This is a genomic window from Mangrovibacterium sp., assembly GCF_041596335.1.
Classification (GTDB): Bacteria; Bacteroidota; Bacteroidia; order Bacteroidales; family Prolixibacteraceae; genus Mangrovibacterium.
Genome location: NZ_JBFHIT010000006.1, coordinates 124,577 through 138,602, shown reverse-complemented (window position 1 = coordinate 138,602; position 14,026 = coordinate 124,577). Strand labels below are relative to the sequence as shown.

General features: G+C 43.4%; 9 protein-coding genes. 6 read left to right on the top strand and 3 right to left on the bottom strand.

Annotation, left to right across the window (positions count from 1 at the left end):
* Positions 1-128 precede the first annotated feature (128 nt).
* From ilvB to ilvC, 4 genes are all read left to right on the top strand, one after another.
* The gene (ilvB, locus tag ABZD21_RS04220; protein WP_372773123.1) at positions 129-1,826 is read left to right on the top strand and encodes a biosynthetic-type acetolactate synthase large subunit; all 1,698 of its coding nucleotides are present in this window, start codon (positions 129-131) and stop codon (positions 1,824-1,826) included.
* A gap of 18 nt (positions 1,827-1,844) precedes the next feature.
* Positions 1,845-2,387 (top strand): acetolactate synthase small subunit, encoded by a 543-nt coding sequence (ilvN, locus tag ABZD21_RS04215; protein WP_372773121.1) that lies wholly within the window; start codon positions 1,845-1,847, stop codon positions 2,385-2,387.
* Positions 2,388-2,458: 71 nt separating this feature from the next.
* A complete protein-coding gene (locus tag ABZD21_RS04210) occupies positions 2,459-3,349 on the top strand; it encodes an AraC family transcriptional regulator (RefSeq protein WP_372773120.1) in 891 nt (296 codons plus the stop codon).
* 253 nt (positions 3,350-3,602) lie between these two features.
* Positions 3,603-5,078 carry a ketol-acid reductoisomerase gene (ilvC, locus tag ABZD21_RS04205; protein WP_372773119.1) on the top strand — a complete coding sequence of 492 codons (1,476 nt, stop codon included), beginning with the start codon at positions 3,603-3,605 and terminating at the stop codon, positions 5,076-5,078.
* A gap of 54 nt (positions 5,079-5,132) precedes the next feature.
* Here ilvC and ABZD21_RS04200 read toward each other — a convergent pair whose 3' ends face one another.
* The 3 genes from ABZD21_RS04200 to acs all read right to left on the bottom strand — a co-directional run bounded on the left by ABZD21_RS04200 (position 5,133) and on the right by acs (position 11,806).
* Positions 5,133-6,050: a putative 2-dehydropantoate 2-reductase gene (locus tag ABZD21_RS04200; protein WP_372773117.1), complete on the bottom strand. Its 918-nt coding sequence runs from the start codon at positions 6,048-6,050 to the stop codon at positions 5,133-5,135.
* Positions 6,051-6,150: 100 nt separating this feature from the next.
* Entirely contained in the window at positions 6,151-9,618 is a 3,468-nt protein-coding gene (locus tag ABZD21_RS04195) for a hypothetical protein (RefSeq protein ID WP_372773115.1), read from the bottom strand.
* 274 nt (positions 9,619-9,892) lie between these two features.
* The gene (acs, locus tag ABZD21_RS04190; protein WP_372773113.1) at positions 9,893-11,806 is read right to left on the bottom strand and encodes an acetate--CoA ligase; all 1,914 of its coding nucleotides are present in this window, start codon (positions 11,804-11,806) and stop codon (positions 9,893-9,895) included.
* A 398-nt stretch (positions 11,807-12,204) separates the two neighbouring features.
* Between acs and ABZD21_RS04185 the strand changes: the two genes are divergently transcribed.
* Both ABZD21_RS04185 and ABZD21_RS04180 read left to right on the top strand, forming a co-directional pair.
* Complete coding sequence (locus tag ABZD21_RS04185; RefSeq protein WP_372773111.1) at positions 12,205-13,386, top strand: NAD-dependent epimerase/dehydratase family protein; 1,182 nt, start codon at positions 12,205-12,207, stop codon at positions 13,384-13,386.
* Positions 13,271-13,903, top strand: a complete 633-nt coding sequence (locus ABZD21_RS04180) for an NAD-dependent epimerase/dehydratase family protein (RefSeq protein ID WP_372773125.1) — start codon at positions 13,271-13,273, stop codon at positions 13,901-13,903. The genes ABZD21_RS04185 and ABZD21_RS04180 overlap by 116 nt, the downstream gene beginning before the upstream one ends.
* Positions 13,904-14,026: the final 123 nt, after the last annotated feature.

The window sequence follows — 14,026 nt, the reverse complement described above, 5'->3', positions numbered from 1 at the left end:
CGCGTTCAAACCCACAAACCGCCAACGAAATATTAGCAAAGCACTGAAAGCCTATGCCAGCCTGGTTTCATCGGCCGACAAAGGTGCAGTTCGATTAATCGACTAGTAATCAATAAAACATGAATTATATGGCAACGAAACGAGTTAAAGGTTCACAAGCTGTTATCCTTTCTTTATTGGAGGAAGGTGTTGATACCATTTTTGGGTATCCGGGCGGAGCAATCATGCCGATTTATGATGCCCTTTACGATTTCGACAAGCAAATCACTCACATATTAACCCGTCACGAACAGGGCGCTGTCCATGCCGCTGAAGGATATGCCAAGGTAACTGGCCGAGCCGGCGTTTGCTTTGCCACTTCGGGCCCCGGTGCAACCAACCTGATTACCGGTATCGCAGATGCGCAAATCGACTCAATTCCCTTGGTCTGCATTACCGGACAAGTGGCCTCGCCCCTTTTGGGAACCGACGCTTTTCAGGAGTCGGATGTGATTGGCATTACCATGCCGGTAACCAAGTGGAACTACCAGATTACCAGCGTAGATGAAATTCCGGAAGCGATCGCCAAAGCTTTCTACATCGCACAGTCGGGTCGTCCGGGACCGGTATTGCTTGACATTGCGAAAGACGTTCAGTTCCAGGAATTGGATTTTGAATATAAAAAATGCACAAAAATTCGCTCGTACATTCCGGAACAACCGGTTGATCCGTTTAAAGTGAAAGAAGCAGCCGACTTAATTAATGCGGCCAAAAAACCGTTGCTTTTGTTCGGTCAGGGCGTAATTATTGCCAATGCCGAAGAAGAGCTGAAAGCTTTCATTGAGAAAACCGGCATTCCTGCAGCCTGGACTTTGCTGGGCCTTTCTGCTTTACCAAGCGATCACCCGCTAAATGTCGGAATGCTTGGAATGCACGGAAATTATGGTCCGAATATTAAAACGAATGAAGCCGATCTGATTATTGCTGTGGGCATGCGTTTTGACGACCGGGTAACCGGGAAAGTTAGCGCGTACGCCAGCAACGCGAAAGTTATTCACCTCGAAGTTGATCCGGCTGAAATAAGCAAAATCATTAAAGCAGACGTTGGTGTTTTGGGTAGCGCAAAGAAATCACTCCCAATGCTAACCCTGAATGTGAAGGAAAACAAGCATGAAGCCTGGCTTCAGGAATTCCGCGACTGCGATAAAATTGAGCAGGAAAAGGTCATCAACAAAGATGTTTACCCCGAAAAACAAGGGTTAACGATGGGCGAAGCTGTTCGTATCACATCTGAAAAAACAAACAACGAAGCGATCCTGGTAACCGATGTCGGTCAGCAGCAAATGATCGCGTCCCGATATTTCAAGTTTACCCACTCAAAAAGCAATGTAACATCAGGCGGCCTGGGAACAATGGGCTACGGAGTTCCGGCAGCCATGGGAGCGCAGTTAGGAGCAAAAGACCGCACGGTATGCTGCTTTGTTGGCGATGGTGGTTTCCAAATGACCTTGCAAGAGCTGGGGACGATCGTTCAGAATAAACTTCCGGTGAAAATCATTCTACTGAATAACAACTTCCTTGGAATGGTGCGTCAGTGGCAAGAATTGTTCTTCGAGAAACGCTACTCTTTCACCGAGCTGCAAAATCCCGATTTCATTATGATTACCAATGGGTTCGGAATGGCTGCACACAAAGTAACCAAACGCGAGGAACTTGAAGCCGGCATTCAGAAAATGTTGGATCACGATGGACCATATTTACTGGAGGTTGTTTGCGAGAAAGAAGACAACGTATTCCCAATGGTACCGGCAGGAGCTTCGGTTTCTGACATCATTCTTGAAGCTTAATTTTTAAAGAAAGTTATTATGAAACAAGAATTTATCATCACCGTTTATTCGGAAAACCATATCGGCCTGCTCAATCGACTGACCATCAATTTCACACGCCGAAAAATAAATATCGAGAGCTTAACCGTTTCTGCATCAGCAATTCAGGGCATTTCAAAATTCACGATTGTGATTAATGAAACTGAAGACCGTGTAAAAAAAGTGGTTGCCCAAGTTGAAAAAGGAGTTGAAGTACTGAAAGCTTTTTACCACACCAACGACGAAATGGTTTATCAGGAGTTGGCACTGTATAAAGTTCCAACTGAAGCACTGTACGAAAGCGACAAAATAGAACAGTTAGTTCGCCAATCGGGTGCCCGAATTCTGGAAATTACACGCGAATTTACCGTGATTGAAAAAACCGGACACAAAACAGAGACACAAAAAATGTTTGAAGACCTCTCTCAGTTCGGCGTATTGCAATTTATCCGCTCTGGCCGGATTGCCATCACACGCGACCCCATTGAGCGCCTGTCGGAATTCCTTAAAGAACGCGATGCACTGCTCCAGTCAATGGACTAAAACCATCAATAGCATTTTAGTGAGGGCTTGACTTTGGGTCGAACCCTCACTAACGTTTACCGAATTGTCTAATGGATTCTATCAAAGAACATCTACCGGTATACAGTCTCGACAATTTCAGTTCGAACGAACGTAAAAGTCAACAATTTCAGGTTGAAGTGTTTGATGCCAAACGACACTTCAGTGTGAAATACCCACATCGTCACGATTTTTTCGAAGTATTGTACTTATTGAAGGGCTCCGGATTTCATGTAATCGATGGAAACCGATACGATATCAAACCACCCAGTGTGTTTTTCATGTCGCCCGGACAGGCGCACAAAATAGAGTTTTCGCACGATATTGAAGGTTATATTTTCATTTTCACAGCCGATTTTTATCTGGCAAACCGAAGTAACCAGAACAGCCTCATCGAATTCCCTTTCTTTTACAATTTGAAGCAGGATAACCCCCCTTTAATTCTGGATCAATCGGCCGACATTCGTTTTTTGGAAGAATTGTTCCGGCGCAGTATCAACGAACTACATCACAACGAAACTATTAAACTGGATTTGCTTCGATCGCTGCTCGACCTTATTTTAATGACCTGCAGCAGCCGTTACAAGACATCGGAAAATATGACCACCAAAGGCAAAGGACATATTCTGGTGAAACAGTTTTACCATCTGGTTGAAGAAAACAACCATCAAAATTTGTCGTTGAAAGAATATGCCGGCTTGCTGGCAGTTACACCAAACCACCTCACACAAACCGTAAAAATGCTGACGGGAAAAACCTCGAGCCAGGTGATCAAAGCCAAACAAATTCTTGAGATCAAACGCCTACTGGTACACACCAATTTATCAGTCGCTGAAATCGCCCATCAGTTGCACTTTGAGGACCAATCGTATTTCACAAAATTTTTCAAACGTGAAAGTGGCTATTCACCGCTACAATATCGAAACAGCGCGACAGCCCGATAAATAAAAATACCATTCGAACCGAACCTAAAAACAAGCGTAAACAACTGACATCTAAACCGAAATAACGAACAAAAGAGAACGCACATCATACAATCCATGAAAATTACCAAAAATACACGCTTTTTTACTCGGCTTTATTCCGGGAATTCTTTTGCTTTGTACTTGTATTTTTGAAAATAAAAATGTCCTCCCGTACACGAGGACAAAAATTGAAGCACAGACTTAAATTATAACTATTAAATACTCAAAAAAAATGGCAAACTATTTCAACACGCTTCCTTTGCGTTTACAATTGGAACAATTGGGAACATGCGAATTTATGGACAAAGCTGAATTTGCAGATGGTGTAAAAAAACTGGAAGGTAAAAAAATCGTTATCGTTGGTTGCGGTGCACAAGGATTGAACCAAGGATTGAATATGCGCGACAGCGGTTTGGACATTTCATACACCTTGCGTGAGGCTGCAATCAAAGAACAACGTCAATCGTATAAAAACGCTTCAGAAAACGGATTCAAAGTGGGCACCTACGAAGAAATGATTCCAACTGCCGACTTGGTTATCAACCTGACTCCGGACAAGCAACACACGAGTGTGATTAGCGCGGTAATGCCATTAATGAAAAAAGGCGCTGCATTGTCGTATTCTCATGGATTCAATATCGTAGAAGAAGGCATGCAAATCCGCAAAGATATTACGGTTGTCATGGTTGCTCCAAAATCTCCGGGCTCGGAAGTTCGTGAAGAGTACAAACGTGGGTTTGGTGTTCCAACCCTGATTGCTGTTCACCCTGAAAACGATCCAAATGGCGACGGACTGGAAATTGCGAAAGCTTATTGTGTTGCCACTGGTGGCGACCGCGCGGGTGTATTGCGTTCATCTTTCGTAGCCGAAGTAAAATCAGACTTGATGGGCGAGCAAACAATCCTTTGCGGTTTGTTGCAAACCGGTTCAATCTTGTCGTTCGACAAAATGATTGAAAAAGGAATTGAAGCCGGATACGCGTCAAAACTAATTCAATATGGCTGGGAAGTAATCACCGAGGCTTTGAAACATGGTGGTATCACCAACATGATGGATCGTTTGTCGAATCCTGCAAAAATTAAAGCCTTCGAATTGTCAGAAGAACTAAAACGCATTATGCGCCCATTGTTCCAAAAACACATGGATGACATTATGAGCGGCGAGTTCTCAAGTACAATGATGGAAGACTGGGCGAACGATGACAAAAACCTGTTGACATGGCGTGCTGCCACCGGTGAAACGGCTTTCGAAAAAACTCCGGCTGGCGACGTTGAAATCAGCGAACAAGAGTTCTTCGACAACGGCGTACTAATGGTCGCTTTCGTAAAATCAGGTGTTGAGCTGGCTTTCGAAACCATGACTGAAGCGGGAATCAAAGAAGAATCTGCTTACTACGAGTCGCTTCACGAAACTCCACTGATTGCAAATACAATTGCCCGCAAAAAACTGTTCGAAATGAACCGGGTAATTTCCGACACTGCTGAATATGGTTGCTACCTGTTCGACCATGCGTGCAAGCCGCTGTTGACTGATTTCATGAAAACAATTGAAACAGATGTAATTGGAGAAACCTACGGTGAAGGATCAGACAATGGTGTTGACAACAAACAACTGATCGCAGTAAACGAAATCATTCGTTTCCACCCGGTGGAACTTATTGGTTACGAGCTGCGCGAGTCGATGACTGCCATGAAGAAAATTGTATAAGAAATCAAACGATACAATATGACGAGGCTGCCCCCAAAGGGCGGCCTCTCTTAATTACCGGCGTTTTGTATTGTAAAAGTGCAACTGCTTCTCGAGCACGGCCACTTTTTTCATCTCAAACCCATTCGACGCCGCATCATTAATCGGCTCCGAATAAATCGCATGAACTTCCATCGGGCGTTTTAAATCAAAATCGAGTTTCATACTTGGTGCGTATGGTGGCATCTTTGCTGTCATTGCCAACATTTCATCCGCATATTCGTGCGACAAATTAACACCGCACGCGATTGCTCCATCAACAATCTCATACATAATTTCCTGCGCCAACCGGCGACTTTCTTCCTGCGCCATAATCCGATCAGTTGTCGAATTAAGAACAACTGCCAACCCATTGAAAGGGACGTTCCATACCAGCTTTTGCCAGCGCGCAAAGTATAAATCCTCTGCGAATTGACAAGGCACTTCCGCGTCCTGAAAATCAGAGACTACCTGTTGCAGCACCTTTAAATCAGTCAAATTAAACGAACCTAGAATTAGCTTCCCAAGATCGAGATGCCGGATATGCCCGGGGGCTGTTTTGTTGGAACAAATAAAGGCCAAACCTCCGGCAATTTGCAAGTTCGGGAACTGTTCCGCCAGCTTACTTTCAACGCCCAGCCCATTCTGAATTAAAATAACAAGACTCGCCGAATGCAACAATGGTGGAAGCAATTCTTCCAGCAAATAATTATTGGTCGTTTTCAGGCACACCAAAACAACATCAACTTTGGGCATCTCCGTTGCGCTACGATACGCTTGCACATCGTTTAAGTTGAAATTTCCCTGCACCGACTCGATCCGAAGCCCATGTTGCTTCACGTACTCAAAATCCGAGTTCAATAAAAAGTGAACGGATTTCCCAGATCTGGCCAATTTCGACCCGTAATACCCACCTAGTGCACCGGTTCCAACCACGGCATAATTTAATGACATATCGTTTGAATCAAATTTTAACTATTAAACATGGAATGCATCGATTTAAAAAAAGAGAGGGAGCTATTTTAGCTCCCTCCCATTCCTATCATGAATAAAATTATTCTGCTATTGGTTTCATCGGATCAACGCCCAATGAACCTTTCAACTCATCCAGGTAAGATGGTTTACTTACGGTTTCAAGTTTCGATTTAGCCAATTTCAATTTCGATGGAAGATCCAATCGAACTGAAGTTTCGGCGAAATTCTTGCGACTCATGATTTCTTCCATATTGGCGACATTTTTCGTCCACAGCGCGATATCGCGGTTTTGTTTTTCAACCAATCGCTCTTTGTACCAATCGCTGTTCAATACGGCTTCGCGAGTAAACATTGCCCGGATATCCGCATGATTACGAGGTTTCCCTTTGTAAGTCCCGTCAATCATGATGTGAACCAAAGCTTTCAGCGGAGGACACAATTGTTCAATTGTACCATCTTTCAGGAATCCTTCAGCGACACGTTTCTGAGTGATTGACAAGTTGTCGATTGAAGCAACAAACATATCCATATCCTGCAATTCAGGACGAAGCATATCTTCGCTAAATACAGCATCAGGCTTACTGAAGATACGGGCCATGAAATGCTTCACAAAGTTGATTGTAATCCGATAGCCTAGCAGACTCGCGCCAACTTTACGGCCATTGTAATCAAAATCCTCAACTTTCTCAAGGTAACCATTCTCAATCAAGAACTTAGGCTCACGCTCGGCGACACTCATCCGACACCAAATCTCAGGAATCAACAAGCTCACATCGTGGTCAACCTTGTATTTTGGTCCAACATATCCGGCAGCAGTACTAAAACCACCGTATCCGGTTAAGATATAGGAAAGGAACGCGTTGTTCAAATCGGCTGCAGGCAATAAGTTGTTGAAAGGCCCTTTGGTTAGAGCACCCTCAGAACCAAACCCTGTAGTCGACGGCGACTTACCTGTGATACTGCAAATGTAGTCGATAAACAACTCGGGTAATTCCTGGTAGTGAATTGGGTTGTACAAAGCAAGTGGCGGTACATTGTTTTCCGGTTCAGCAGGATTGTTCCGGCGACCAGGAAGCACTGCGCTTACCGGCATATACAACGGTTGATCCAACGGAATCTTACGGAAAATACGAGTTGAAATTTCAGCTACATATTTGTCAGTCGGATCCACCAGGTCGGGACGGGTTTGCAGGTAGCGTGGGTTTTTTGATGGTTTTCCGTTTACCAAACGAGGTTCAGACGGCACCACTAAATACTCAGGACTACTGTTTGCTAAAAACGAGTTGATCAAATCCTTCACCGGCTGAGTGTAGAGCTCAAAACCAATGGCATCGTCCTTAATTTCCTGCACCTGAGCACGAGTCAGAGGCTCGAAGTTCGATGTAAAAGTACCCGGACTTGATAAATCCTTTTCACCTTGCTTATCGTATCCTTTGATAATACAATCGTCAGGACGCTGGAACAAGCGGGCTTCACAGTTTTTCACGATTTTCACGCTTGGGTTCTTATATTCCGGATTAAGATTCTTCAACCTTTTCGCATCCAAAACAATTGAAGCAGTGATATCGTCTTCAGCCTGCACTTTCGCTGATGGGTTGAAATCCTGACGCAACAAGAAAATTCGCCAAGAGCCGTCAACATCGTGCCCCACCCGGAGGTAATTCGACAGTAGCTTGCTATTATTGAATTTCAGCTCATTTCCGGGAACTCCGTTTACTTTGTCAACTGAAAAATACTTCCGCCAGTCGGCATCCCATTCTTCGGTATAATTTCCTTTAATTACATAAATCAACACCTTAATGCGCTGAGGCAATGATGCCAACCACGAGTTGTATTCTTCAGTGTAGGCATCGGAAGGAGTTAAAAGTTTGATAACAGATCCCAGTGAACGTTTTGGGCTTAAAATATGGCGTGGCTTATTAACGGAATAATCAGCCGGAACTTTGAAACGATTCGAGAAATCGTGAGCCATGATTTTTTCAACCATATCCAGATCTTCATGCAAATCACCTACAATGTAGGATCCCTGAATCATCGCATCTTTAATCGATTTTGAGATCTCAGATTTACCCCCACCGGATACGGTACATGGTTTATGACACAACGTTCCTTCAGCAAACGTACCGGTCAAGTGCCATTTGGGGCCTTCGATACGTTTCTTCATTTCAATTTTATACCCGTTCGGATAAATGTAGTGCTTATATGGGAGTAGTTTTATGGACTGTTTTGTACTTCCCTGTGTCCAGCTTACGCTCTGAGTCGCCAGGTCGAATACAGCGTCTTCCGGAACATAAATCACACTTGGGTGATTCCGGTCAATCGCGTAACCTTCTTTTTTCAACTCCAACAGATCGGCATACTGGTAGATGAATGATGCGAAGTTCAAGCCGTTTGCCGGAACCCTCTCATCCATATAAAATTTCTCTCCAAGATTGTAACTGCGGAAAGCGATCGCGCCACCGGCATGTTCTTCTTCGGAATAACCGAATAAGTTCGCCGAGTAACCAATCATGGTCTTCACCTCTTTCTTACAATACCCGTAGTAGTTATCTGCAATTAAAGTGATCACCACACCACGTTCATCGCGACAAGTGATTTTAAAGGCGCTTCCATCGTTGTATTTCTCATTTTCGTCCTTCCAACACATGCTATCGCGACGTTGGCGCTCAGTAGCATTGTCGTAATGTGGCAGCCCTAGCTCTTTCTTAGTCAACTGAATCATGTGAGGAGCCAGAATAACACATCCTGTGTGGCCTGTCCAATGTTCAGGCGATAAAGCCGCATCGTTCTCCGGCAAAAACGGATCTCCGGCATTGCCAAAAATTGATTCGACGAAATCAAGGTTCGAGACTAAGCTTCCCGGTGCCAGAAACGCAATTTCCATTGATTTTTCGCGAATAACTCCCGGAACTTCCGGAACAACGATTGGTCTCAGCATCAAGCTGACAAACAAGTCTGCCGTTTGTTCCTGATTTGCTGTAAAAGGCAAGGTCATAAATTCTTTTGGCGGATCCAGCGCTTTTTGAAGCAACTTGCAAAAAGTCGCTTTCGGAACAGCTTTCTTGTCATCCGGAATTGGCAACCCTCCCTCAGCAATATGGAAAACGCCTTTTGTCGTACGGCGGTCTTCTTTGGGGTTGTTTAAAACTCCTTGAGCGGTGCGGTATGTCTTAATAATATCCGTCTCGTAGTAGTCGGCTCCCGGTGGGATTGAAATAATCCGCGCTAAGCCGTGACGATCGAGAATAAATGGCTTCTGAGGGAAATTGATCGAATTATCTCCAGGAACATCACTTAAATAATCTTCCAGAAAACTTCGTATTCTCATCCCCATAGGTGAGGCATTATTGGATAACAAACTTGACTTAATGTTATAATTATTCAATAATGGTTTTGCAATCTCCAGAAAATCGGTTTTGATCCCCGTATTGCAGGTTGGGTAACCATCGGCTGCCAGTTTTAGATTGATGTATTGAATCTTCTTTTTTTCTGACACCTCCGGCTCATTTTCATCAAAGCCAATTCCAAAGGTTCTGTTTACAGTCATGGTTTTTGTTTTATTTTAATTTACTAATTTGTATTCTTCAGAAACTGCCTTTCCAAACAACTTATACCTAAGTTTTATTAGATACTTACGTTACTGGAACAGATAGGTTCTTGCCTTACATTGAAGAAAGCGAATTATCTTTCTTCTCTTCAAAAATAGATAGAAAAAAATGTTGGCAATAGAATGAATGCTCCGCGAACATAGTCTTAACACAAAGATCACACCGTCTGTATGACTGTTATTTAAGTGTTAAATTGGAGTAAAAACTGCCGGATCAATGTTTCACATCAACCAGTGCCGATTGAATTATTTTCTCAACAATCTCCTCATCGAGAAGGGTACTGATATCCCCGAGACTTGTGGCATCGCCTTCCGCAATTTTGCGCAAAATACGACGCATAATCTTACCGCTTCGTGTTTTCGGAAGTCCCGGTACTATCTGCACCAAATCAGGGCGGGCAAATGGTCCAATTATCTTAGTAACTCCCTGCTTGATGCTTCGACGAATGCCTTCTTCACCACCGGTCGACAACTCGGGGCATACAACAAAAGCATAAATTCCTTGCCCTTTAATTGCATGCGGATAGCCAACAACGGCAGATTCATTCACCAGGGGATGTTCATTAATCGCATTTTCAATTTCAGCGGTTCCAAGACGGTGCCCCGATACATTTATCACATCATCGACTCGTCCCAGAATTCGGTAATAGCCGTCTTCATCGCGCCGAACACCATCACCTGTAAAGTAGTAATTTTTATACGTTGAAAAATAGGTTTGGTAAAACCGCTCATGATCTCCCCATATTGTACGGGCAATTCCCGGCCATGGAAACTTTACACAAAGATTTCCTTCAACTGAATTGCCTTTTAGCTCTTTGCCCTGGTTATCGACAATTACCGGAAACACACCCGGCAATGGCAGGGTTGCAAACGAAGGTTTAGTTGGTGTAATTCCGGCTAAGGGAGAAATCAACACACCTCCAGTCTCAGTTTGCCACCAGGTATCGACAATCGGACATTTATTTTTACCCACATGGTCGTGATACCAATGCCAGGCATCTTCATTAATGGGCTCTCCCACGGTACCTAGCACCTTTAAACTTTCAAGTTTTTTACCCTCGAGAAATTCGTTGCCCATTGATAGCAACGACCGAATCGCGGTTGGAGCGGTATAAAACTGGGATACCTGATGTTTATCAACAATATCCCAAAACCTTCCTGCATCGGGCCACGTTGGAACCCCCTCGAACATTAGGGTTTGAGCTCCATTCAGCAATGGGCCATATACGACATAGGAGTGTCCGGTGATCCACCCAATATCTGCGGTGCAAAAATAGACATCCCCCTCACTATACTGGAAAACATTGCGAAAAGTGTAGGCTGTATAAACCATATAGCCACCAGTTGTATGCAAAATGCCTTTGGGTTTACCGGTCGACCCTGATGTATACAAAATAAACAAAGGATCTTCGGCATCCATTTCCTCTGCCGGACAATATTCGTCTTGCCCCGCAACTAAGTCGTGCCACCAAATATCTCGCCCTCCAACCATTTCAACGTCCGTATTTGTTCTCCTCAGCACGACGACAGTTTCAACAACAGGACATTTACCAACAGCTTCATCGGCAATCGCTTTCAGAGGAATAATTTTTGCCCCCCGAAAGCCACCGTCAGCCGTTAGAACGACCTTCGCACCGGCGTCATTAATTCGCTCACTCAGCGATTGAGCCGAAAAACCCGCAAAAATAACCGAATGAATAGCCCCAATCCGAGCGCAAGCAAGTATCGCAATAGCCAACTCAGGCACCATAGGCATATACAAAGCCACACGATCACCCTTACAAATTCCGAGATTTTTAAGACTATTGGCAAACTTGTTCACCTCCATATACAATTCACGGTAGGTTAACGTGATCGACCTATCGCCAGGATCGTTCGGCTCCCAGATAATCGCTGTATTGTCGCCATGAGTATAAAGATTCTTCTCAAAAATGCTTTCGGTAATGTTTAGCTTCGCATTTACAAACCAACTGATCCGTGGTTCTTCAAAATTCCAATCAACCACCCGATCCCAACGTTTTCGCCAATACAAACACTCGGCCTGTTGTTCCCAAAAATCGTCAGGATTTGTCATGCTTTTTTGGTATTCATGAAAATACCCTCCCAGTGTGTGAATTTTGTTGATCATCTTAGTCTTATTTTACCGGTTTAATCTGTCTGAAATTAGAAGCCCCTCCTTGTTCTAATTTAAACTTAATAAAAATAAGAAAAAAAATCGTAAAATTCAGAGCAATGCATTAAAGCTGAAGGCGCTACGTTCAAGAAACACCAAAACCTTAGGGCCAGCGCCCTAAACAATCCTACCGTGTAACAATTATTTCAAAATAAGCCTCTTAAATTTTGAAATCAGTCAGGAAAGTGATAATTTACTTTACAATAGGATTTCTTGTGCTTAATCTAATTGCGAATTTATTTAAAAGGGTCTTTAATAAAGTAGGAATGGCCATTCTGTCATCGACTTTCTAATGACTACTGTGCTGTGTTATTGAACTATTGCGTAGGTATATTCAAAAAAAAGCGAACAAAATGAAGACAATTAACCGAACTAAACCCGTTTTGGTAACCGGTGGAACCGGCTACCTGGCATCTTGGATAATAAAATTACTTCTGGAAGAAGGACTTACAGTGCACACCACCGTTGCCAGCATTCGAAATGAAAAACAGTACAACTATTTACAAGAGCTGCAAAATCAGTCGCCGGGAAAATTAGTTTTTTTTGAAGCTGACTTTCTGGACGAAGGCTCCTATGAAGAAGCCCTTCAATCCTGTGAACTGGTTTTCCACACCGGATACCCTTTCCAGATCAGCTCAATTAAAGACAGTAATAAACAATTAATTACCCCGGCAATACAAGGAGTCCGCAATCTGTTTTTTTCGGCTGATGTTGCTGGAGATGTTAGACGAATCGTTTTCACGTCGAGCATTTCAGCTATGGCAGGAGATTCGAGCAAAGCCAATACGATAAGTGATCGTAAAATTAATGAATCGCATTGGAACAACACCAGTACTCCTAATCATCACCCCTATTCTTATGCAAAAACAATTGCAGAGAAAGAAGCCTGGAGCCTAAGCGAAAAATTTCACAATTTTGATTTAGTAGTGATCAATCCGGGACTCATGTTGGGGCCATCGCTGAACAAGCGCATTAAATCAACCAGCATCGACCTTATGATCCGTCTGTTTTCCAGCAAACTGGAGGAAGACATGTCATGCAAGAATCAAGCTTTCGTGGATGTTCGCGATGTTGCAAAAGCTCATCTTCGGGCAGGTTTTGACACGGCAACTACAGGCCGCCATTTAACGGCAGCACATCTAACATCGTTTCACGAAGTGGCACAGGTGGTTCGAAAGTACTACCCCAACTACACAACACCACAAAAACTTGTGACCGATCGGTTATTCAAGCTTTTAACCCCCTTCTTAAATCATTCGAGCAGGTTTGTGGATGAAAATATTGGATTCGACTTTAGCTTTGACAATAGTTATACCCGAAAAGACCTACAAATCGATTTTTTACCGTTGGAAAAAACAATTCTAGATCATATCGACCAATTGGCTGAAGATCTGCTAATTTCTATAAATAATGAAAGCGATAATAGCCGGAGCCACAGGATTAGTTGGGAGCGAATTGATGAAAATGCTCATTCGAGACAATACGTTTTCGAACGTTATCATTCTCAGCAGACGGGAAACAGGCTTCCATCATGAAAAAATAGCCGAGTATCTGGTCGATTTTAATCAACCGGAAACCTGGCAGGACTTGGTTCGGGGAGACATACTTTTTTCCTGTATGGGAACAACTATTAAATCAGCCGGCAGTCAGGAAAAACAGTATTTGGTTGATTTTACGTACCAGTATGAAATCGCGAAAGCAGCAGCCCAAAACGGGGTCGATCAATACATTTTGATCTCGTCGGCCGGAGCTAATTCAAATTCGAAACTGTTTTACAGTCGAATAAAAGGAGAACTGGAAGAAAAAACACGACAGCTACCATTCCGAAAAATTAGCATTCTGCGCCCCTCTTTGCTGTTGGGCAACAGGCCCAACAAGCGATTCGGAGAGCAGCTCGCTCAAAAAATTATCCCTTTTATAACCCGGTTTGTGTTCAAAAAATACCGACCAATTTCAGGCACAACAGTGGCGCAAGGAATGATAAAGGCAGCCCTGTCTGTCGATAGCCGACAACTATATGAGCTTGACGAGATATTTAAACTGGCAGAGTAGTTGATGGCATTTGAATAACAGACCAAATGCCACTACTGAAACTATTCCCAGTACTTAAATTGACAATTATTAACAGATATAAAAGCTATCTTCGTCGCAAGCGATCAACCAAACGATCGCTTT

What these genes read in the sequence shown, in the direction of transcription:
- ilvB (WP_372773123.1), top strand. Translation starts at nt 129, where the DNA reads ATGGCAACGAAACGAGTTAAAGGTTCACAAGCTGTTATCCTTTCTTTA.
- ilvN (WP_372773121.1), top strand. Translation starts at nt 1,845, where the DNA reads ATGAAACAAGAATTTATCATCACCGTTTATTCGGAAAACCATATCGGC.
- ABZD21_RS04210 (WP_372773120.1), top strand. Translation starts at nt 2,459, where the DNA reads ATGGATTCTATCAAAGAACATCTACCGGTATACAGTCTCGACAATTTC.
- ilvC (WP_372773119.1), top strand. Translation starts at nt 3,603, where the DNA reads ATGGCAAACTATTTCAACACGCTTCCTTTGCGTTTACAATTGGAACAA.
- ABZD21_RS04200 (WP_372773117.1), bottom strand. Translation starts at nt 6,050, where the DNA reads ATGTCATTAAATTATGCCGTGGTTGGAACCGGTGCACTAGGTGGGTAT.
- ABZD21_RS04195 (WP_372773115.1), bottom strand. Translation starts at nt 9,618, where the DNA reads ATGACTGTAAACAGAACCTTTGGAATTGGCTTTGATGAAAATGAGCCG.
- acs (WP_372773113.1), bottom strand. Translation starts at nt 11,806, where the DNA reads ATGATCAACAAAATTCACACACTGGGAGGGTATTTTCATGAATACCAA.
- ABZD21_RS04185 (WP_372773111.1), top strand. Translation starts at nt 12,205, where the DNA reads ATGAAGACAATTAACCGAACTAAACCCGTTTTGGTAACCGGTGGAACC.